The organism is Frankia sp. CcI156, assembly GCF_001983015.1.
GTDB classification, from domain to species: Bacteria; Actinomycetota; Actinomycetes; order Frankiales; family Frankiaceae; genus Frankia; species Frankia casuarinae.
Genome location: NZ_MOMD01000011.1, coordinates 107,895 through 129,244 on the forward strand (window position 1 = coordinate 107,895; position 21,350 = coordinate 129,244).

Genomic DNA, 21,350 nt, shown 5'->3' on the forward strand with positions numbered 1-21,350 from the left:
GAGGTTGGACAGTGGGCGAGCTTGGGGCCGGATTCGTCAGGGTGTCCACGGGTAGCCAGGACGAGAGCTCACAGATCAAGATCATCACTGAGGAGTCCGCGCAGCGTGGGATCACGATCGTGAAGTGGGTCAAGCTTCACGGTTACAGCGCGAGCCACGGCGCGCAGGAACCGGCGTTGCGCGAGGTGATTGCCGACATCGCGCGTCGGGACTACACGATTCTTATGGTGACCGAATCCTCACGGCTTGACCGTCGCGATGATCTGGACGCGCAAGCGGAGATCCTGCTCGGTATCCGGTCTGCGGGTGGTGACATCATCTCGATTGCTGAACCTCAGTTCGGTAGGACGGATTTCGCCGGCCGCATCGTGACTCTTGTCGCCCAGCACGCGAATGCCGAGAAGTCCAAGACGGTTAAGCAGACGACCTATCGCGGTATCTCGATGATTATGGGGAATGGTGCGCATCACGGCCCGCTGCCGACGTTCTGGGCAGCTAACGGGGAGCGTTACGCGAAGCAGGCGTATTGCGTCGACCCGAAGTCGGTCAGGGACATTTACGAGCGTGTCGCCAACCGTGAATCCCTGCAATCGATCGGCCGCGTCTACGACCTGTATCCGGCGTCGGTCAAGAACCTTGTGCGATTTACCGCGAATCACACCGGGGTTGAAGAGTGCCGGTACACGTATGGGGGCGTTACCGAGACGTGGGCGCATGAGGTTACGCCCGTGGTCGACTCGGCGCTGTGGTGGCGTGCGAACAACGTGCTTGCCGCTAATCTGACGGACGGCAGGGGAAACAAGGGGGGCCGACCCGTGGCGCGGCCCGTCAACTGGATGAGTGGGGTTCTGGACTGCCCGTCATGCGGCGGGAGGGTTCATGTTAACGCTGGTCTCACTCCGGCCGGCAACCCGCGCACTCCGAAGCTCCGTTGTGGTGGTCACGCCAAGCAGCGTAAGGCGTGCGGACTTTTCACGGGCTGCGATGCTCTGCCGATCATCGAGGTCATCGAGTCCATGTTCTCCCATGACACGACACCGATCCTTGCTTTTCAGCGTGTCGCGGGAAACGCTCACGAGCTCGACGAGATGCGGGCGGAACTCGCCAGGATCCAAAGCCGTCTGTCCGTCACGGAAGACGATGACAAGCTTGATGAGTTGGTCGCAACGCGTAAGGCGCTGCGGGTGGCCATCGAACAATTCGAGGTTATCCCCGATGTGTACGACTACGCGGAGACCGGGCGGACGGTGGCCGACACGTGGGCGGCCGGTGACACCGATGAGAAGCGGGGCATGGTCCGCGCCGTGAAGGACTCGTGGGGCATCGAACTGTCCGATCATGACGGAACGTGGGGCATCAAGATCGGCACGGAGTTCGCGGACGCGAGCGGCGCGAATGGCATTGTGGACCTTGGTAACGGGTTTTGCTTCCGCGGGTAACGCGGCGCGCGGAACGGGGGTCCAGCCGTTCCGCGCGCCGCCGGGTGGCTTACCGGCGGGTGGGAATGACGAGCACGATCCTTCCTGCTTCCAGGTGTTTGAGCACGTCAGGAAGCCTGAAATCCTGCGCCGAGACAGTGACGACGGTCTCACCGGGCGGGAGAGGGTCACGGTCGCTGTGGGGGTGCGGGGTCGGGCCGGGCGGGGGTGGCGACGGGGCGGGGTCGTCGCGGGCGGCCGGTGCGGGTGGTGCGGGGGCGGGGGTGGTGCGAGGTGGCCACGGGGATGGGGCGGGGTCGTCGGGTGCGGCCGGAACGGACGTGTCGGGTCCTCCTGTCCCTGCACGGGTTCCCGGTAGCGGTAGCGGCGGGCCGGGGGCGTCGACGGCCGGTTTCGGCGGGTTGCGGGGGGCGCGGGGCGGGAGCCGCTACCGCTACCCGGCCGGAACAGCGCAGGCCAGCGGGGGTGCGCGGGCCCGGGGCGGGGTAGCCGTGCCGCTACCTGGTAGCGGCGCTGCCGCTACCGTTCCGCCCCAGGGCGGGGGCTGTGCTGGCCGCCGTGCGCGCGCTCGTGGACAGCGCACCGGCGGACGACGGTGGACGCGTCCGACCCGCACCCGGGGGACAGGGGCGCGGGGCACGCGGACGCACCGGCTGTGCCCGGTCAGACCGACCGGGCTGTTCCTCACGCTGTCCCGCAAGGGGGGTGACGACGGGGCGGACTCGTCGCCAGCGTCCAGGAGAACAGGCAATAGACGCCTCCTCGCGGGGGGTCGTACGCCGGAATACCACTGCCACGTGCGGTACTCCGGCGTCTTTTCTCGTATCGTCGGGGTGGGTATCACCACCATTCCCGATGCGGCAGCGCGGGGCAGCTATCAGGCTGGGTCATTCCGGGGATTTCCCGGGCAGCAGACCCGGACTCAACCCGGATCGGGACTTGACGCGCCGCAGACCCGGACCCGACCGGCAGCAGACCCGGACTCAACCCGGATCGCGTCCACGGCCGTCACGGAACCCCGGCACGGGCGGACAGCACCACCCGGGGGGCGTCACACCGCGACGTCAGCGGCGCCCGGCCCGCCTCAGACGCCCTGTGGCGCGGCCCGTGCCGTTTGCCCAGCACTCCCGAACAGCGACCGTGCTACGGGCCTGTCTGGCCGCCGTGGGCCGCACCGCTGGCCCGCGCTGCGGTCCCGGACCGCGCCGCACAGGCGCGCCGACGAACCACACGAGAAACCGAGGACCAGCGGGCGGGCAGACGACGCACAGGGCACGGCACTCCTCGCGACGCGCGGAACCACAGAACACATCACATCTGTCATACCCGCAGAATCATCGCGCCATGCCTGACCGGACCACGCGAACGGCCGCCCCCCACACCCCGGACTATGACAGAATGCTGAATCAGGAGTTCAGTCCTGGAGTGCTTGGGTGGGTGCGAAACAGCCCCTGACCTGCGCCAGCACCGGACGTCACACCTACCCGTCTTTACGGGTGGCCCGTTGGGGGGTCCGGTGGGTAGGCGGGTGGGGGGCCCGATGGGCGGACTCACATTTCCGGCAAACACCGCAAAAGAACACGCCAGCGATCAGCAAAGGTGACGGAGATCACAGAATCGGGGGGTGTGAAAACCTCACTCGGACATCTCCACCACGGTGGTTCGGCACGTTTCTCGGCAACCGCGACCGGACACGCCCAGAACCTCAACCCACGTCGTCGGGGGGACACCACCGGGCCACGCCCGGCCACGGCCCCAGCCTAACCAGCACACCTCGCGCCGCCCTGCCAGCGAACCGCCCGCCGACCCCGCCCCGACACGCCAGACACAGCCGCACGCCCATTCCCAGAAACCGGGCTACCGCTGGGCAGTTCGGGCGCTCTACGGCCATCCTGGACGCCGCCGCCGGCCGCATGTCCGCGCCAACCACCCCAGGGCCTCCCAACTGGCCAGCCAGCCACGGCCCCACCCCGCCCGAGCACCATGCCCAGCGCCCCGCTGGCACCGCCCAGCACTCCGCTGGCACCCCCGCCCCGGTCGCGCCGTCGCCGCTACGGGTAGCGGCGACGCCCACCCGACCCGCCGTACCCGACACCCCTGCCACGCTGCACAAACAGCCGTCCGACGCGGGTAGCAGCCCACCGCCACCCGCCCCCGAAACTCGCCCCTCGCACGCACAGCCGACCCCACACCGCCACAACCGCGACCATTCCCACCACAGCCACCACGCACGGCCAGGCCCCGGACCCGCCGGTCATCACGTGACGACCGACCTCGCATCGCCAGCGATCCCCGATGACGCTAGCCATCACGGAACGTGACCTTTCTTGTGCAATGCATGCCCAGCGGGCACCAGCATGGCCCTACGCGCGCAGGCGCGCGCCCACGCGCGTAGGGCCATGCGTGCACACCCTCGTGCACACCGCTGTGCACAGCCCTTGCACACCGCTGTGCACACCCCTGCACAGCGCAGCGGTCACCGCCCGTGGCGAGACGGGCGAGACGTGCTCGTCCGGTCGRCCACTCGCGGCAGCCGCGCCGGACGCCCCGCACCAACGACCTGCGGGGGTACAAGTCGGGCTGTCCTCGGGTCGTGCCAGCGGGCGTGCGGCCTGCGCCAGCGAGCCCCGGCCGGGTAGCGGCTCAAATGGGAGACCGCAACGCGGACCGGTCGGGCTACCGGACGGGCAGGGGGTATGCCCTCACAGCAGGACTCCCGACGATGYCCGTGTGTCCGGCCGTGGCCTGGGCACCCGGGGCCGCGCCGCCGCTGGTTGTCGACGTCGGTCGCACAGGCAGGCGGACGGCTGGCCGATGCACATCATCGCGTTGATCACCAGCCGGTCGGCGGACCGGATGCGGGCGTGATCGTGACCGTCGAGCAAGCTGTGCACGTCGGTTCCGTACGCGGTCGCGAGCAGCGCGAGGGTCTGCGGGGTGAGCCGTCGCCGTGCGGTCGGTTCCGGCCATTGCTCCAGTTCCGACAGGCGGGGCGCGGTCATGGGAGCTCTGCCGTCCGGGTCGAGATCGAGACGGGCCGCGTCGCCGTTGATATGGTCGGCGGCCCGTTCCAGTGTCCACCCGTAGGCGTGCCGGAATGCCGCGCGGGGACGATACCGATAGCGGCGGATGAACTCGTCCGCGATATCMGCGTGGGTCATACCTTCGTCCAGCATGCGGAGCCGTAACCCGTTTCGTTCCGCACGTGCGCTCGGCCGTCGCATGTCCCCCCCTTTCCGTCCTGGCGTGTTATGCGATGCGCGCTGTGCTCTCGGGTGAACGTCGGCCGGTCGGGGGTCGATGCCACGGGTCCAGCGCGCGTATCGCGTCCGCGACCCGCTGCAAGGTCTCCGGGTCCGTGCGATAGACGACCGGCGCTGTAGGCTCCGGCCCTATCTGCGGTTGCCGGGTCGGCATCGGCGCGGTGGCGCGTGTCGTCTGCGACGCGGCCCGCATTACGCCGGGAATCTCGGCCCATACCACTTTTCCGCCCGTTTTGACCCGATACCACGACCATCGTCGCGACAGCGCGTCGACCATCAACAGGCCACGCCCGCCCTCGCTGAAAGGGTCGGGGCTTGTGATCCGCGGTGTGATATCGCTACCGTCCCACACTTCCACAAGTACATTCCTGCCCGTGGCAGTAAGTCGAATGGCCACCACGTCTTCCGGGCGGCTCGCCTTCACAGCATTCGACGCCAACTCGCACACGACGCATTCCGCACCACTGACGGCCGCTGGATCGAGGAACCACGCTGCGAGCGTGCGAACCGTGCTCGCACGCACGGCCGGAATAGCGGCGGCTGTCGGGGGGAAGTACGCCACGGCCACCCGGACCACCGGCGACGGGTCAGCCGTTGTCATGCTGAAACCCTGAGTTGCGACCGGTGCCCGGCTGAGGGCGCGGTGCCTGCCACACCACGAAGCGGCGTTCGTCCATGGCCCCTCTTCCCTTGGTCGCGGGCGGGAGTCCCTCGCTGTGCCTCCCGTCCCGCGCGACGCCCGCTGTCACGGTCGACAGCGCGGTAGTGGCAGGATGCACCCACTGAGCCAACATACGCAAGTACGTACGTGCCCTGCGTTCGATCTGGGTAGGCAGCGCCGAGCGATGGGCTGGCAGACTGCTACCAGAAAGAGGGGAGAAGCATGGCGAGCACGCCAGGCCCTACGGTGCGCCGGCGACGGCTGGGCGCGGAGCTGCGCCGCCTACGGGACGCGAAGGAGCTGACCGTCGACCAGGCCGGGGAGCACATCCACCGCAGCGGGCCGACGATCAGCCGGATGGAGACCGGTCAGTTCCGGTTCATCACGCGCAACGTCGCGGATCTGCTTGACCTCTATGGCGTCACCGACGCCGACCAGCGACAGGCGTTGCTGGCGCTGGCGAAGGAGAGTCGCAAGCCCGCTTGGTGGCACTCCTACGGCGATCTTGTCCCGCGCTGGTTTCAGGTCTACATCGGCCTGGAAGCCGAAGCTTCCACGATCACGACCTTCGAGAGCCTGCTTGTGCCCGGCCTGCTCCAGACCGAGGACTATGCACGGGCCGTCATCCGCGCGGCATCGCCGGAACTACCTGCGCACGAAGTCGACCGAGCCGTGGAACYACGGATGAACCGGCAGAAGATCCTCACCAGTGATCAGCCCGTCCAGCTCTGGGCGATCCTTGACGAGGCAGTGATTCGCCGCCACGTCGGAAGCCCCGCGATCATGGCCAGGCAGCTTGACCGGCTCATCGAGGCATCCGACCAACCCGGCGTGACGATCCAGATCGTGCCCTTCACCGCAGGCGCCCATGCCGGCATGATCTCAAGCTTCACCATCCTGGGCTTCCCGGACACCGGAGGAGCACCCGAAATGGTCTACATCGAGGCGCCCACGGGAAGCCTCTACCTGGAGAAGCAGGCGGAGGTTCGGCGCTACGAGACATGGATGAACCAACTCCGAAGCTCCGCCCTCGCCCCGACCAACGGCTCCCTATCAACTATCAAAGCCGCACGTGAGGACATGGAGCGATGACCGAATCCGGTAACGACGCACTGAATTGGCGCAAGAGTAGCTATTCCGGAGGCACCGGCGGCAACTGCGTCGAGGTAGCCACCCTACCCGACGGCGGCCGGGCCGTCCGCGACTCGAAGCAACAAGGCGGGCCGGTCCTGCGCTTCACTCCCGCCGAGTGGGCGGCGTTTGTCGCGGGCATCAACGATGGTGAGTTCGACTCCTGACGCTGAGCCCCGTTGCCACCGGGACCGTGCGGGCGTCGCAAGTGCGGGTATTTCCCGCCCAGCGACGCCCGCTTGCGCTGACCCCTCCTGAGCACTCCCACCCGGGTCGAGGTGTGGGCGCCTACTGCTTCCTTTGGCGGCCCCGTTGGCCGGTYTACCTGCGCATACAGATGTCAACGCCTTTCGTCTGCCTCGGCTCGCCGTCCGGTCCCGGGCTGCTTGCTTCAGTTACACAGCTGCATCTCTTTCGTCAAAGCGGTTGCGATGCCCTTTAGGGGGCTCCTACCATGTGACGTCCGGGCGGAAGCCCAAGTGGCGCCTGATTGAGAGCGAGGAAGCTAGATGAACCCTGACGAYGACCTGGTTGTAGCCGTTGAAAACCTGGCGCACGTGCAGGACCGTTACGACGCCGAGCACTCCGACGGCGGAAGCACCGGTCGTAGCGACGGAGGATCGGGAGACGGGCTGAACTTTCCCGAGGAAAACAGCTAGGGATAGCTAGGAACGCGGCACCATGGCCACCCTCGATACCTTTGAGYAGCGAGGAGCGAGTCGCTAGCGATGGAGCATCGTCTGGTCCAGGGAATTGAGGGTGCGTTCAATTGGCAGGACGTCTCACCTCTTGGACGGAAGTTCGCGCGGGGTCATCTGGCAGACACGTCATTGTGTCAACGGCTGATGACCCCTTCGCGACTATTGGACATCGTCATGCGACGAAGTCTGGAACCACCTCAGCTTCRCCTTTTCAAGGACGGAGGAGAACTCCATCCCAGCGACTACCTTCGTTCTCAGGCTAACAGGCGACGGCAGAATATTCGCGTGGCGGATCCTCGGGCGATGGAAAGCCTGTTTGATACGGGCGTGACTCTTGTGCTCGATGCTCTGGACACATTTGATCCCACGCTGGAGGTTGCCACTCGCGCACTTCAATGGTGGTCGCATGAACTGGTGCAGGTCAACGCGTATCTGACGACCCGATCGACTTCGGGTTTTCCGAGCCATTGGGATGACCACGACGTCATCGTTGTCCAACTTGTGGGCGAAAAGACCTGGGACGTCCGTAGCTACTCGCGGCCGGTTCCTATGTACCGCGATGCCGAACCGAATTCTGCCGCAAGCGAGAAATCGGTATGGCAGGGCGTCCTAAAGGCAGGGGATGTGATGCATATCCCGCGTGGCTACTGGCACCAGGCGACTCGCACCGACCACAGCGATCCGTTGAGCCTTCACCTCACCTTCGGGTTCGTCAAACGTACGGGAGTAGACTGGCTAGCCTGGGTTGCCGACCGCGCACGCGACCTGGAGATCTTCCGGCGAGATCTGAGTCGTTTCGGTTCCAGTGATGAGCGAGAAGAGGAACAGGCGCGTCTCGAAGCCGCTGCGGTTGATCTGTTCCGTTCTTATCCGCCGGCAGCTTTCCTTGCCGCGCGTGAGCGGTCGCAGCCTTCCGCGCGGCACGCTCCGCTGCTCCCTTCATCGCAGGAGCCGGACGTCGTCGTCTGCGTTTCCGAGTTCGCGCCTCACGTCGAACGGGAAGGTTCTAACCTTGTGGTCTACGCGGGTGGCAGGAAGATTACCGTTCGGGAGAAGGCGGCGCCGRCACTCGCCCTCCTGCTGGCAGGATGTCCCGTGGATCTGGATAAGGCGAGTGCTGAGACAGGGATCAATATCCGACCTCTCGCGCGGATTCTCGTTCGGGAGGGAATATGCATCGCGCTGACCGAAGAATTGTCCTCGGGCTATACAGGACTCGTCACCAGCGGGACATCCTAGAAGCAGCCCTGGAGCAGGGTGTGCGGGACATCGACACGGCCTTCAACTACGCCGATTTCTCGTCGCACGCGCGGCTGTCCGCCATGATCCCCGATCTCCTCCCCGAGTTCCACCTCTCGACGAAGGTTGGATTTTTCCCTTCCTCGACCGGGCATTCTGAGCATTCCTTGGAGCCTGCACGGATTAGGCGCGCGATGGAAAAAAGCGTGGACGCTTTGGGGCGGGTTCCCGACGTCGTCTTTCTACACAACCCGGAAAGGAGCGTGAGAGAGGCTGGAGCCGGCCGCGGCCAGGATCTCTTCCTGGAAGCTGCCCGGACACTCAACGACGCTGTGCAATCTGGCCTGTGCGCGGAATGGGGCATCTCGACATGGGATGCTCGACCGCTGGTCGACGCGCTTGGAGGCTACCTGCCGGACCACGCGCCCCGCCCCGCCCATCTGATGCACCGAAGTGGCGTGCTTGCGAGTCCGGCTGTCTGGGAGGCTGCTGATTCCTTCGCTGGGCTGCTTCGCGTAGACGTGAGGAACCGGTGGGGGATGAGCCCTTTTGGTGGCGACACCCGGCAGTCTTTCTGGGAAAGTCTAAACCTCGCATCGCTTCTGAGTGCCCGCCCGCCATTTGTCCTTGCCGTACCGCAGGTGGCTTTCCGTCTCGCCTACGAATTGCCGCCGGCCGCCCGAGTCGCGGTTAGCCTCAACCGCCTAAGTCACCTGAGGCAACTCGTGGAGGCAGCCCGACTTGACGTTGATCAGGAGAATATCGAACGGTATAGGGTTCTCCTGCGTAATCRTCGACCACTCGATGCCTAGTAATGGAACCGGGCGGTGGATCATCGCATGGGGCCCGAGAGTTCTATCGTCAACCGGTCAGCCTCGCGAGCCAATGGCTTCTCCATGTCCGGGTGGTCACCAAAGTCGCGCACCATTTTCAGCAACTCCACGCACATGAAAAGCTGTGCGATCTTCCCGGACCGGGATGAAAGATCCTCGGAGAATTYGTGGCTCACTTTCTCAGCCACGGGCGGCGCGAGGAGCGAGAACACCCACAAAGTTGCCGCGTCCAGACCGCGCGGCCCAAGTCCCCATCCCTCCCAATCGAGGAGCACCAACGTGGGCGCCGTCAGATTTGCCCAATGCACATCGGCGTGCGCGGTCGTCCACTCATCCACGGAAGAGTCGATCGCGTCTCCTGCGAATTCACGTATACGGCGGTTGATGAGATCCTGACGTACACCGACACGGGTCGTCCTGTGTCTTGCCAAGGCAGCCAACGATTCACGTAGGTCTGACCACCATGCATCAGAGAGTCCAGGTGAATCGTTCCGAATCTCKGGCGTGGAGCTGACAATCGAGAACGAGACGAGCGTCGTCTCATCTGCACGCCAGACGACTCCCCGATCATCATCCGACCACCGAATGGAGCGGAGAAGCTTCGGTTTCGACACCCCCGACAGGACGGAGGAGCATTCCTCTCCGGTCCACGTCCGCTCGTTTATCGAACCGGCCGCTCGGRAAAGAATCTTCACCCACGTACCCCGGCTTGTTTCAAAGCCGACGGATTTCCCACCCCATCCGAACGCCGGAATATCGTCGTTGAACTCTACATCCAGTGCCTTCCTGCATTTTTCGAGTACGTCCGGTATGGACTGTTCCCTCAGATCCAGCATCGCCGCCCTCTCCAACTAGCCTGACATTCCACCGGTACACCGGCCAGCGAGCCAGCCTGGGTAGGCGGCTGGTCCGCGCGGTGGGCTGGTCAGGGCAGACGGCCTACACCGCCCGCAATCCATACCAGTTCGTGGCCCTTGGGGAGGTCGCCGGTGGGTCGCCACGCCGGGACCAGGGTCAGGCCGGGCTCRAGCATGTCCAGCCCGTCGAAGAAGGCCATGATCTGACTGTTGCTGCGGACCGTCAGCGACGATGACGAGCGACCGTAGGTCGACACGACGTCGGACACTCCCCGTGCCTGGGTGTCGGTCGTGGCGTGCGAAAGAACCAGGTAACTGCCGGGTGCAAGAGCGTCGACCAGCGTGCGCACGATGCCATACGGATCGTCGTCATCCGCGATGAAGTGCAGGATCGAGACCAGGCACAGCGCGACCGGCTGAGTGAGGTCCAGGCAGTCCCGAACCTCGGATGAGRCCAGAATGCCGACAGGATCCCGAACATCGGCGTCAAGGTAGGCGATACGGCCCTGCGGCGTGCCAGCCAGCAGAGCGCGGGCGTGAACGAGCACGATCGGATCGTTGTCGGTATAGACGACCCGCGCGTCAGGGGCGGTTCCTTGGGCCACCTCGTGCAGATTGGGGCTCGTCGGGATACCTGTCCCGATGTCGAGGAACTGACGGATCCCGCCTTCTGAGGTGAGGTGACCGACGGCACGATRCATGAAGCCACGGTTTTCCCGGGCCATCAGCGGCGCTTCCGGCGCTGCCGCGATCACCTTCTCTGCGGCCTCCCGATCCACGGGGAAGTTGTCCTTGCCTCCGAGGTAGTAGTCGTAGAGGCGGGCTGAGTGCGGAATATCGGTCTTCAGATCAACCGGGGTACTGCCAGACTCGGTGATCTTATTGCTGGCTGCGGCCGATGAGAAGGACCAACCCGGGACGCGATCGCTGTCAGTCACTGACTGTTGACCCCCTTCTGCCCGTGGCACCCCACCACGGGTACGCGCGTGAGCCCTGTGCATGTCGTGTCACAGGGTGCAGAACGACATATCCGGCCCGAACTACGCCGTATCGTAACGGCCCCTGCACCGCTGAGACCCGATGGCCTTCCTCGACACGGACGAGATCCGGGGCCTCGGCACCGTGTCCAGTACGGCGCCCCACACGGCGGGCAGCGCCACCAGCCGCCCCACCCTGGCCATGGCCCTGGCTAGCGAAGGCCGTGCGGCGTGCTGGATAGCGGCGCGGCGTCGCGCGCCGAYGTGCACCCGTGACTCAGGCGTGTGCACAACCCGACTTGCAACGGTCATTGTCGACGTAAACCACCCGGGTGTCGGGGGCGAGGCCCTGGGCGATCTCGTGCAGGTTCGGGCTGGTGGGGATGCCGGTACCGATATCCAGGAACTGGCGGATCCCGACCTCCCCGGCCAGARACCGGGTCGCCCGCGTCATGAACGCCCGGTTCTCCCGGGCCGTGACGCGGGCGTTGGGGAACGCGGCGATGACCTGCTCGGCGGCCTCCCGGTCGGCCGGGAAGTTGTCCTTCCCACCCAGGTAGTAGTCATACATCCGGGCCGTATGAGGAAGATCCATCCGCAGGTTCACCGGCTCCCGGTCCCCCGTCGTCGCTACCCACGCCGGGTCCCGTGTTTCCGTCACCGCTCCTCCATCCCCTTGCCACTCGGACATCCGCTCGCCACTCGGATGCCACTCGGATGCCACTGACGAGCACCCTAACGGCACGGGCAGGCACCATCCACAGCAACCCTGGAGAAGGCCCGACCCTGGAGAAGGCGGCCGCTGGAAACGGGCCCGGCCCGGCAGATCCCGTCGCCTTTCCCACCCACACCCGGCTACGGAAATGGGAACGTCCCCACCGCCGCAACGCCGGCTCCACGCACCCGAACCGCCCAGTCCAGGCGCGATATCAAAACTTTAGGTTCATGTCCATTCACGGGTGAACCCGTGGTTTTCCCGTCCGGCGATCGCCGGGTGGGTAGCCAGGGGCGGCCAGCCAGCGGCGGCCGGCCGCCATCCCGGTCCTGCACGCAGGCGAGCCGCACCAACACCGTCAGCAACGGGAGCACCGTCGGCGGACGTGGACGTTCGTGCCCTTGAGGTGGTGCCCRCCGGTCTTTCGACGGTGGCGGGAGCTCGGATTCGACCACCGCCCATGCTTCTCGCCACGCTCCGCATAAAAAAAGAAGATCTAAACCAGGATCTCCGGGAAGAGTGGCTTCGCTCAGGACACTGACCACCCGATTTCCAGCTATTGACTACCCGGAGGGGTGGTGCACCACCCCCCACCGACTGCAAGGCTGTGACTCACTTCATACAACAAGGCAGCGGAAAGCCGATGGGAACCCTTGTCAACGTCGACAACGCTGACACGCTCACCGACCTGTATGCGACGGACGGTGAACCTGTCACGCAGGTCAAGACGGTGACAGCACTGCACGATCAGGCGCGGTGTTTCGTCGACCGCCAACCGTCATGATCGTCGCTGGCTGTGCACGCAATACGGCGATCCGGGTTGACACCCCGCCAAGGAGAAATAATGACCCCCGTATACCCGATCACCCACGATAGGTGGTACACGCTGGCGAGGACGCCCGCCGTCGAGTTCTTCCAGACGAGGACTCGGGAACTTGCCCCGCAGCGGCCAGCCGAATCCGGCAAGACCTGGGGAAAACTGGTCGTAAATCCGGAGACCCCCCGAATCGCGTCGATTTTCCTCGACGCCGCTGCCCAACTGGCCACTGCGGCCGCCTGCTTCCGGACCGCCCGGCAGGTTCGCGGGACGGAGCGCCGCCGGCGGTTCGCCCGCCTCGCCGCTGGCGGCGTGCTGGTCGCCAACCTCGCGACGGCGGCGACGTTCCTCGCCGGCGGCTTCCTGACTGGCCGCATGTCCCCGAGCTATGCCATCTTCCTCGTTCTCTACGGGGTGGCCCTGGCCGGGCTGCTGTCCCTACCCACCGCACCGGTGGAAGGCCAGGGCGAGAACACCAGGACCGCGCGACACAGCGGATACCGCTGGCATACGATCACCCTGCTGGACTGTGTGCTGATCGTCGGCTCGATCATCCTGCTGGCGTGGGGGACGACTCTCGCCGCGCTCGTCCCGGCCGGCCCGCCCGACCCCATCCAGCTCTTGGYCGCCCTGCTCCACCCGGTCGCCAGCCTGATCCTYGCCACGGCGGTGYTGCTGATCACCTGCTTCCGCCGGCCGCGTTCCCCGGCGGCGTCGGTACTGCTCAGCACGGGCCTGCTGATCGACGGACTCACCAGCAACATCTCCGTCTACAGCACCGCGCCGGACAGCCACCACCTTCCCCCCTGGGCCATGATCGGATTCACCCTCGCCTTTATGATGATCTTCCTTGCCGCTCTGCTACCGGCGCGCACGCACCCGGACAACCCCACACCCGACAGCCTCACGACCGACAGCCTCACGACCGACAGCCTCACGACCGACAGCCTCACCCCGGGCGGCCCCCGGGCGGTGTGGGCGCACGCCGTGCTGCCTTACGCCGTGCTCGGTGCGGCCGGCCTGCTGATCCTGGGCAAACTGTCGACCGGTGCGCAGCTCGACCGGTTCGAGGCGTACGGCATGGTCGGACTGCTGCTGGTGGCGCTGGTCYGGCAGATGGTCACCCTGGCGGAGAGTAACCGACTGTTGGCCGAGGTACGCCAGCGCGCACGGCAGCTTCACCATCAGGCGTTCCACGACCCGTTGACCGGCCTGGCGAACCGGGCGCTGTTCACTCGGCGGCTGCAACGAGCCCTCACCCACGACCCCGACAACCCCGACAACCCCGACGCCTGCCACGCCGGCGACTCCGGGACGGTGTCCGTCCTGTTTTTGGATCTCGACGGGTTCAAGCTGGTGAACGACACGCTCGGCCATGCCGCCGGGGACGAACTCCTCAAAATCAGCGCGGAGCGACTGCGGGCGGACACCCGCGCGGTGGACACCGTCGCCCGGCTCGGCGGGGACGAGTTCGCCATCATTCTCGGCAGCGGCGGCGTCGACGCCCGGAAGGTGKGTGAGCGGCTCGCGATGGCAGTCCAGGAGCCGTGCCTGCTGGCCGGGCAGATCTACACCCCGCGGGCCAGCTTCGGCCTAGTCACGCTCGACGGCTCCACCACCCGGCCGGCCAGTCCCGACAGCCTGCTGCACCAGGMCGACCTGGCCATGTACGCGGCCAAGCGGGAACGCGCGGGCAGGCTGGTCGTCTACCGGCCGGAGCTGTCCGCCCTCCCCGAGCACCGCCACCCGGACCCACCCAGCCAGGACGACCCGGTGGGCGCCTACGGCCGAGTAGTAGGCCTGATGTGATCCATCTGCCTGCCCCGTTCCGCGCGCGTATCACCGGCCTGGGGAGGAGCGCCCCGTTCAGGTCGGTCGCCGTCTGATCGAGGTATCCAGTGACCGACCGCACCGTTCACCCCGGTGCTCGACTGGCCGGACCGCCAGTCGAGCCGGAACCCAATTTGGATCTTGAGTGGATCCTCGGCGACCTGCTCCGGTTCTTCACGGGTGGACCGGTGCGCCCACGCTGGTAGTGATCCGCCCCAGCGGCGAAGCGCCGAAGTTCGCCAGGGTTTCCTCGTTGTGTCTCCCCAGAGGTGATCTGGGGAGACACAGCTTCTCTGGAGGTGGGTACCGCCAGCATCGGGGCCGATCGGAGGGACGTTACGGTTTGCGGCCTACGGCGCCGTAGTTGTTGACCTGGGCGTCGGTGACGTCTTTCGGCGTGGTGTCGTCCGGCCGCCAGCGATGCACGACCTGCACGCCCGGCTCGACGAGTTCCAGGCCAGCCAGGAAACGTTCCACCTCGGCGCGGCTGCGTGGCTGCGTGGGATGCCGCGTTGCCGATAGGTCTCGGTCGCCGCCAGCAGGGTCGGGTCGAAGTCGACAGTGGCATGGGTGRGGGCGAGGTAGCTGCCGGACAGCAGGGCGTCGACGAGCCGTCCCCGATGCCGTACGGGTCGTCGGCATCGGGGACGAAGGGAAGGACCGCGATCCTGAATCATCGCGTCTCCTCTCAAGCCTGCTGGATCCGAAGGTCCCTGCCGCGCAACACCATGATCATAGCTCCTTGCTGGCTCGACGACGCCGGGGAGGAGACCACGGCGAGCCGTGCTGTCGCAGTTTCTCTGGGGCTGGATCGGGTCGACATCGTCAACAAGGGTCCGGCGGTGCGGTGGTCGGTGTACGGCGTCCGAGCCGTGCGGCATGTGCAACTCGGGTGCGGACCAGGGGCCGGCCAGCAGCAGTTCCAGGCCACGGTGCGCATCCCCAGGTCCGGGAAGAAGCCCGKCGACCTCATCTTCTTCGGGACTCCCGGCAACATCACCCACCTGGGCATCTACGCAGGCAACGGCTATATGTGGGCCGCGCCACAAACTCGACGAAATGTCAACCTACAGCCMATCTACAGCRGCAGCTACTACGTCGGCAGGGTCCGGTAAGCCGCTCTTTCGACCGTGCGAGAGACGAGCCGGCCCGGGCGCGGGTTTTACCGAGCGCCTGCGCGTGGAGCATCATGCAACGGTGAGGGTCCGGCRCCGAGGAAGAGAAAAGAGCACCCCGGGCAGGCTGCATCTGCTCCCGCTTCTCGTGCCCGTGCTCCTCGGCATTCTGCTCATGCACGGCGGCCTGTCCGCGCACGCCGGCCATACCGACTCCGGCACGCACGGGCTCCCCGCGGCCCGGAGCGAATCAATGACGATGCCCGACGCGACGATGCCCGACGGTGGGATGAATCCGCGCTCCGCGCCCGTCCACCTGGCCGGTCTCGACCCGCGGACCAGGGTCACGATGCCGGCCACAGACGCAGGCCACGACGGGCATGCCGGTCAGCTGTGCCTGGCGTTCCTTCGCCTGGCCGGCGTCCTGTTCATCGCCTTGCTGCTCACCCGCGCCGTCCGCTCGACCTTCACCGCCCGGAGCCGGCTACGTGTGGCGTCATCCCGGCCTGGACGATCGCCCCCCGGCGGACCGCCACCGTCCCACGCACCCTCACTCGTCTGCCTCTGCGTGCTCCGCCTGTAGACCGGTCGGCTTTCGCCTGCGCGTCCCCACGGACTTCCGCACGGCGAACCCGCACAAGGATCTACCGACACCTGGCAGACGAGGAACCAGCATGAGACGACTCATCCTGCTCATCCCGGCGCTTCTGGCCGCAGCCGTTCTTACCGCGTGCGGCAGCGGGGGAAGCARCACCGGTGCCACCAGTGCCACCAGTGCCACCGGCAGCACCGACTACAACGCCGCCGACGTCATCTTCGCCCAGAACATGATCCCCCATCACCGGCAGGCCATCGAGATGGCCGACCTGGCCGGCACCCACGCCCAGAACCCGGAGGTGAAGACCCTCGCGCCGCAGATCCGCGCCGCGCAGACTCCGGAGATCACCACGATGGTCGGCTGGCTCACGGCCTGGAAGCAGCCCACCGCTCCCCCCGCCGGCGGCGGCGGATCGGGCCCCGGCATGGGCGGCCCCGGCATGGGCGGCCACGGCATGAACGGCCACGGCATGAACGGCCACGGCATGAACGGCCACGGATCAGAAACCATGATGCCGGGCGACACCATGGAAGGAATGATGTCCAGCGCGGACATGACCGCGCTGGGGAACGCGACCGGACCCGCCTTCGACAAGATGTTCCTCACCATGATGATCGCACATCACCAGGGAGCCGTCACCATGGCGAAGACGGAAATCCGCGACGGACGCTATACCCCGGCGCAGCAGCTCGCCGAGAATATTCAGAACACCCAGAACGCCGAGATCACGAGTATGCGGAACCTCCTCGCTAAAATCTGAAAGATCTGACCGAGCTGCCTGGCTCGCAGAGATGGTGGCCGCGACACACCCTCGCGGCCACCATCTCGCGGCCAGCCGGTCGAGTGCTTCAGTCGAGTGCTTCAGGGGAGGGAGGGTTCGTGGATCGGCGCCGACCCTGACCACCCGGCCGGGTGCCGCGAGGCCCGGGAATCCCCTCCCTCGGGGGAGGAGAGGATGTCAACCGTGGAGCTCGATGCGCCGTCCGCGGCCACCCCCGCTCACCCGAGCCTGCTCGCCGTGTTACGGGAATGGGGCCGGATCGGCTGCCTCGGCTTCGGCGGCCCGCCGACGCACATCGCGCTGCTGCGCCAGCTCTGCGTGGAGCGACGGCGGTGGCTGACCGCCACCGAATTCGAAGACGCCGTAGCGGTCTGTAACCTGCTGCCCGGACCGGCGTCCACCCAGCTGGCGATCTACTGCGCTTGGCGGCTCCGGGGCCGGCCGGGTGCGCTCGTTGGCGGGATCGCGTTCATCGTGCCAGGTCTGATCCTGATTCTCGCGCTGGCGGCGATCTTCCTCGCCGGCTCGCCGCCGCGGTGGGTGCGCGCCGCCGGCGCCGGGGCGGGTTCCGCGGTCGCGGCCGTCGCCGTCCAGACCGGCGTCGCGTTGCTGCCGGCAAGCTGGCGGCGGGCCCGCACGGTCAGCCGCCTGCGCTGGCCGTGCTACCTGGCCACCGGGGCGACGGCTGCCGCCGCTGTCGGCCCGTGGCTGGTGCTCGTCCTGCTCGGCTGCGGCGCGTTCGAGCTGGCCGCCCGCCGCCACCATCGGCCCGGCCGCCAGCCGGGCGCTGCCGCGCCACCCATGCCCTTGCTCGCCGCCGCGGCAACCGGCACCGGCGGGCTGCTCGCGCTGATCTGGGTTGCCTTCAAGGTTGGTGCCCTGTCCTACGGCGGCGGCTTCGTCATCATCCCGCTGATGCAGACCGACGCGGTCGACCACTATCACTGGATGACCGCCGACCAGTTCCTCAACGCGGTCGCGCTCGGACAGATCACCCCCGGCCCCGTCGTGCAGACCGTCGCCGCCGTCGGGTACGCGGCAGCCGGGATTGGCGGCGGGCTACTGGCCGCAGCCGTCGCCTTCGGTCCGTCGTTCGCGTTCATCCTGCTCGGCGGTCCCCACTTCGCCCGGCTGCGGGCCGAACCGCGAATCCGCGCCTTCCTCGATGGCGCCGCCCCCGCCGCGGCCGGCGCCATCCTCGGCTCCGCCATCCCGCTAGCCGGCGCGCTCGACCGGCCCTGGCAGTATGCCACCCTCGGCGGCGCCATGATCCTCCTGCTGCCCCTGCGCCGCKGCGTCGTTCTCACCCTGCTCATCGCCGCCGCGGTCGGGGTGGTCGTCACCGCCGCCGGCGGGCCTCTCCCTCAATGAGGGAGAGGCCGGTCGGCCTTCTCGGTCTCCTCGTCCTTCCCGTCCTTCCCGTTCTTCTCGTCGTCCGTTCGCGTTCCCTTCATCGGGAGTCCGGTTCGCCCTGCAAACGTCCTTCACGGTCGCACGCAGCGGCGGCGGCGCGGCTGCGGGGTCACCGACMACCGGAAGCGAGGAGCTGACAATGGATGCCGATTCCCCGTCCGGTGCGGCCGCGGTCGGCACGCCGCCGGCCTTCGGCGCGTTCGATCCGGCCCGACGCCATGATCCCTACCCCAGCTACCACGCCCTACGGGAGGCGGATCCGTTCTACCGTCTGCCGCTGGGCGCCCAGCAGGTCACGCTGCTCACCCGCTACCAGGACTGCATGCACGTTCTGCAGGACGCCGCCTGGGGCCGGGGTGAGGGGGGAACCAACGCCTGGCGTTCCGCCAACAGCTTCGACGGCGGGCTGCGGTCGCTCCTCGGCGTGAACCCGCCCGATCACACCCGGCTGCGCGGGCTGGTCAGCAAGGCGTTCACTCCCCGGGTCATCTCCGGGCTGCGGCCACAGATCACCGTCCTGGTCGAGTCGCTGCTCGACGCCGCGCTCGCGGCTGGCGAGGTGGATCTGATCGACGCGTTCGCCCGTCCCCTTCCCCTGAGAATCATCTGCGATCTGCTGGGTGTGCCCGTGCGGGACGAGGAGACGTTCCGGGCCTGGGGAACCGCCCTCACCCGCGGCCTCGATCCGGACTATCTGCTCACACCCGACGAGCTGGCCCTGCGAGGGAAGGCCACCGTCGAGTTCGACGCCTACTTCACGGATCTGATCGCGGCCAGACGGGCTCGGCCGACCGACGACCTGCTCGGTCTTCTCGTGGCGGTGCGGGAGCAGGGTGACAGCCTGACCGAGGCCGAACTGCTGGAGCTGTGCGCTCTGCTGCTGGTCGCCGGGTACGAGACCACGATCAACCTGATCGGCAACGCGGTGCTCGCCCTGCTGCGTGACACCGACCAGCTCACCGCGCTGCGGGCCGACCCCGACCTGGCGCCCGCACTCGTTGACGAGACGCTGCGCCACGACCCGCCCGTCCAGTTCGTCGGGCGTCTCGCGCTGCGTGGCACCGAGGTCGCCGGGCACTCCTTCGCCGCGGGCGAGGTCGGCGTCATCATGCTGGCCGCCGCCGGGCGGGATCCGCGGACCTTCGCGGAGCCGGACCGGTTCGACATCCGCCGGTACGCCGGGCCGACACCCGCCCCCCGTCATCTCGGCTTCGGGTTGGGGATCCACTACTGTCTCGGCGCGCCGCTCGCCCGACTGGAGGCGGAGATCGCCCTGCAGGCACTCGTGCGCCGGGCCGGTAGCCTCACGCCGGCCAGCGACCCTCCCTCCTATCGCCCGCATCTGGCCGTGCGTGGCCTGGAGACACTCCCCATCCGGCTGTCGCCCTGACCATGCGGTGTCGCCCTATGACGGTGCTGGGCGACACCCCGCACTACCGCGGCACCCGCACTACCGCGGCATCCGCACTACCGCGGCATCCGCACTACCGCGGCATCCGCACTACCGCGGCACCCGCACTATCCGTGGGCCGGAGAGCCGGCGGGTGCGGCTCAGCAGCGGACGATAACGAAACACAATCTCACGATCGATTACTCCGGCGCATGTTCCGGAACCGGCCACGACGGCTGTTACGATCGGAAAAGTTCGGGCCGACGACCCATCCGCAGCCCTCCGGAGGAGGCGGTCGAGAATGGCTGGCTTCCAGCCTGCAACGCACATTCCTGAAACCGGGTACTCTGAAAACGGGTACGGAGCCGATGGATCCACTCCCCGCCGGAAGACGATCAGCAATTCCTACCTGCATCGCCTGCAGCGCCGGCACTTCCTGCTGTTCGACGTCCTCCCGATTGCCGGCACCGCCGCCGCCATCGCGTTTCTCGCGGTACATCCGATCGGGGCCACCGAACTCGCCCTACTCTTCTCGATGTGGCTCCTGACCGGTCTGGGCATCACCGTCGGCTATCACCGGCTCTTCACGCACCGCGCGTTCAAGGCGGCGCCGGCCGCGGCGGCCGCGCTCGCGGTACTCGGCTCGATGGCCGGCCAGGGCGGCGTGGTGTCCTGGGTCGCTCTGCACCGGCGGCACCACGAGTGCAGCGATCGCGACGGAGACCCGCACTCGCCGAATCTCGCCGGCAACGGTCTGAAGGGCCGGCTCCGCGGCCTGGCCCACTCGCACTTCCTGTGGATGCGCCGCCACGAATATCCCAACGTCGTCCACTACGCGCCGGATCTGATCAAGAACCGCGCGCTGGTCCGGGTGGCCCGCCTCTACTACTACTGGGTGACGCTCGGGCTTCTGCTCCCGGCGCTCGTCGGTGGCCTCGTCTACCAAAGCTGGACCGGGGCGGTGAGCGGCTTCCTCTGGGGTGGTCTCGTACGGATGTTCGTCCTCGAACACGTCATCTGGGGGATCAACTCCTTCCTGCACATGTTCGGCACCCGCCCCTACGAGTCCCGGGAGAACAGCAGGAACGGCGGGATCTTCGCCCTGCTGAGCCTGGGCGAATCGTGGCACAACAATCACCACGCGTTCCCCGATTCGCCCTCCTTCGGGCTGCGGTGGTACCGCCTCGATCCGGGTTACTGGCTCATCAGGCTGCTCGCGGTCAGTGGCCTCGCCTGGGATGTCAAACTTCCGTCCGAAGAGCGGATGGCGGCGAAGCGCATCGCCGCCAGAAGATCCGCTCCGAGTACCGCGGTATAAGGAGCGAGCACGGTGGAGCCAAGCAGGGAAGAGATTGTCACCTGGTGCCAGGAGTATGTCGCGGGTCTCCTCGAGATACCCGCGGAGGAGGTCGATCCGGACGCGGACTTCGATCGACTGGGAATCGATTCCGCCCTCGCCGTCTCCCTGCTGATCGAGGTTGAGGAACGCTACGGCGTCGACCTACCGCCCGAGGCGTTGTTCGAGAACCCGAACCTCAACGCGGTCGCCACGTACCTGCACACGCAGCTCCCGCGGCACGTGGCATAGTC

18 protein-coding genes and 2 pseudogenes are annotated in these 21,350 nt (G+C 67.1%); 14 read left to right on the plus strand and 6 right to left on the minus strand.

Annotated elements, in window-relative coordinates; genetic code table 11:
• Positions 1-11 precede the first annotated feature (11 nt).
• Positions 12-1,439: a recombinase family protein gene (locus CcI156_RS04940; protein WP_023841703.1), complete on the plus strand. Its 1,428-nt coding sequence runs from the start codon at positions 12-14 to the stop codon at positions 1,437-1,439.
• Positions 1,440-4,141: 2,702 nt separating this feature from the next.
• Here the strand turns inward: CcI156_RS04940 and CcI156_RS04945 are convergent.
• Positions 4,142-4,600 (minus strand): helix-turn-helix domain-containing protein, encoded by a 459-nt coding sequence (locus tag CcI156_RS04945; protein ID WP_254847272.1) that lies wholly within the window; start codon positions 4,598-4,600, stop codon positions 4,142-4,144.
• A gap of 88 nt (positions 4,601-4,688) precedes the next feature.
• Positions 4,689-5,303 carry an ATP-binding protein gene (locus tag CcI156_RS04950; RefSeq protein WP_023840887.1) on the minus strand — a complete coding sequence of 205 codons (615 nt, stop codon included), beginning with the start codon at positions 5,301-5,303 and terminating at the stop codon, positions 4,689-4,691.
• 282 nt (positions 5,304-5,585) lie between these two features.
• On the opposite strand from CcI156_RS04950, the gene CcI156_RS04955 reads away from it, so the two are divergent.
• The 4 genes from CcI156_RS04955 (at position 5,586) to CcI156_RS04970 (ending at position 9,246) form a co-directional block, all read left to right on the plus strand.
• The gene (locus CcI156_RS04955; RefSeq protein WP_076804451.1) at positions 5,586-6,455 is read left to right on the plus strand and encodes a helix-turn-helix transcriptional regulator; all 870 of its coding nucleotides are present in this window, start codon (positions 5,586-5,588) and stop codon (positions 6,453-6,455) included.
• Complete coding sequence (locus CcI156_RS04960) at positions 6,452-6,661, plus strand: DUF397 domain-containing protein (RefSeq protein WP_023840889.1); 210 nt, start codon at positions 6,452-6,454, stop codon at positions 6,659-6,661. Before CcI156_RS04955 ends, CcI156_RS04960 begins: the two co-directional genes overlap by 4 nt.
• Before the next feature lie 561 nt (positions 6,662-7,222).
• Complete coding sequence (locus CcI156_RS04965; protein WP_076804540.1) at positions 7,223-8,434, plus strand: JmjC domain-containing protein; 1,212 nt, start codon at positions 7,223-7,225, stop codon at positions 8,432-8,434.
• Between the two features lie 20 nt (positions 8,435-8,454).
• Positions 8,455-9,246 carry an aldo/keto reductase gene (locus tag CcI156_RS04970; RefSeq protein WP_175637536.1) on the plus strand — a complete coding sequence of 264 codons (792 nt, stop codon included), beginning with the start codon at positions 8,455-8,457 and terminating at the stop codon, positions 9,244-9,246.
• A 20-nt stretch (positions 9,247-9,266) separates the two neighbouring features.
• On the opposite strand, the gene CcI156_RS24515 is transcribed toward CcI156_RS04970, so the two are convergent.
• From CcI156_RS24515 to CcI156_RS04985, 3 genes and pseudogenes are all read right to left on the minus strand, one after another.
• Positions 9,267-10,103: a hypothetical protein gene (locus CcI156_RS24515; protein WP_076804542.1), complete on the minus strand. Its 837-nt coding sequence runs from the start codon at positions 10,101-10,103 to the stop codon at positions 9,267-9,269.
• A gap of 89 nt (positions 10,104-10,192) precedes the next feature.
• On the minus strand, positions 10,193-11,092 hold the full coding sequence (locus tag CcI156_RS04980) for an SAM-dependent methyltransferase (protein ID WP_254847274.1): 900 nt from the start codon (positions 11,090-11,092) through the stop codon (positions 10,193-10,195).
• Between the two features lie 316 nt (positions 11,093-11,408).
• Positions 11,409-11,762, minus strand: a pseudogene (locus CcI156_RS04985) (SAM-dependent methyltransferase); the annotation flags it as partial.
• Between the two features lie 697 nt (positions 11,763-12,459).
• Here CcI156_RS04985 and CcI156_RS25455 point away from each other — a divergent pair.
• Positions 12,460-12,600, plus strand: coding sequence for a hypothetical protein (locus CcI156_RS25455; protein ID WP_023840896.1), 141 nt, complete (start codon positions 12,460-12,462; stop codon positions 12,598-12,600).
• A 60-nt stretch (positions 12,601-12,660) separates the two neighbouring features.
• Positions 12,661-14,442, plus strand: a complete 1,782-nt coding sequence (locus CcI156_RS04990) for a GGDEF domain-containing protein (protein ID WP_076804455.1) — start codon at positions 12,661-12,663, stop codon at positions 14,440-14,442.
• A 357-nt stretch (positions 14,443-14,799) separates the two neighbouring features.
• Here CcI156_RS04990 and CcI156_RS04995 read toward each other — a convergent pair.
• Positions 14,800-15,130 (minus strand): annotated as a pseudogene (locus CcI156_RS04995) (SAM-dependent methyltransferase); the annotation flags it as partial.
• Positions 15,131-15,191: 61 nt separating this feature from the next.
• Here CcI156_RS04995 and CcI156_RS27575 point away from each other — a divergent pair.
• The 7 genes from CcI156_RS27575 (at position 15,192) to CcI156_RS05030 (ending at position 21,348) form a co-directional block, all read left to right on the plus strand.
• Positions 15,192-15,578 (plus strand): NlpC/P60 family protein, encoded by a 387-nt coding sequence (locus CcI156_RS27575; protein WP_371681758.1) that lies wholly within the window; start codon positions 15,192-15,194, stop codon positions 15,576-15,578.
• An 82-nt stretch (positions 15,579-15,660) separates the two neighbouring features.
• The gene (locus CcI156_RS05005) at positions 15,661-16,161 is read left to right on the plus strand and encodes a hypothetical protein (protein ID WP_076804459.1); all 501 of its coding nucleotides are present in this window, start codon (positions 15,661-15,663) and stop codon (positions 16,159-16,161) included.
• A 91-nt stretch (positions 16,162-16,252) separates the two neighbouring features.
• A complete protein-coding gene (locus CcI156_RS05010; protein ID WP_076804461.1) occupies positions 16,253-16,936 on the plus strand; it encodes a DUF305 domain-containing protein in 684 nt (227 codons plus the stop codon).
• Between the two features lie 195 nt (positions 16,937-17,131).
• Positions 17,132-18,328, plus strand: coding sequence for a chromate efflux transporter (gene chrA / locus CcI156_RS05015; protein ID WP_076804547.1), 1,197 nt, complete (start codon positions 17,132-17,134; stop codon positions 18,326-18,328).
• A 181-nt stretch (positions 18,329-18,509) separates the two neighbouring features.
• Positions 18,510-19,760, plus strand: a complete 1,251-nt coding sequence (locus CcI156_RS05020; protein ID WP_011436047.1) for a cytochrome P450 — start codon at positions 18,510-18,512, stop codon at positions 19,758-19,760.
• A 301-nt stretch (positions 19,761-20,061) separates the two neighbouring features.
• On the plus strand, positions 20,062-21,078 hold the full coding sequence (locus CcI156_RS05025; protein WP_011436046.1) for a fatty acid desaturase: 1,017 nt from the start codon (positions 20,062-20,064) through the stop codon (positions 21,076-21,078).
• 12 nt (positions 21,079-21,090) lie between these two features.
• Complete coding sequence (locus CcI156_RS05030; RefSeq protein WP_011436045.1) at positions 21,091-21,348, plus strand: acyl carrier protein; 258 nt, start codon at positions 21,091-21,093, stop codon at positions 21,346-21,348.
• The last annotated feature ends 2 nt before the right edge of the window (positions 21,349-21,350 follow it).

Excerpts from the sequence above, each read along its gene's own strand:
- CcI156_RS04950 (WP_023840887.1), bottom strand. The coding sequence starts at position 5,303 with ATGACAACGGCTGACCCGTCGCCGGTGGTCCGGGTGGCCGTGGCGTAC.
- CcI156_RS04960 (WP_023840889.1), top strand. The coding sequence starts at position 6,452 with ATGACCGAATCCGGTAACGACGCACTGAATTGGCGCAAGAGTAGCTAT.
- CcI156_RS25455 (WP_023840896.1), top strand. The coding sequence starts at position 12,460 with ATGGGAACCCTTGTCAACGTCGACAACGCTGACACGCTCACCGACCTG.
- CcI156_RS05020 (WP_011436047.1), top strand. The coding sequence starts at position 18,510 with ATGGATGCCGATTCCCCGTCCGGTGCGGCCGCGGTCGGCACGCCGCCG.
- CcI156_RS05025 (WP_011436046.1), top strand. The coding sequence starts at position 20,062 with ATGGCTGGCTTCCAGCCTGCAACGCACATTCCTGAAACCGGGTACTCT.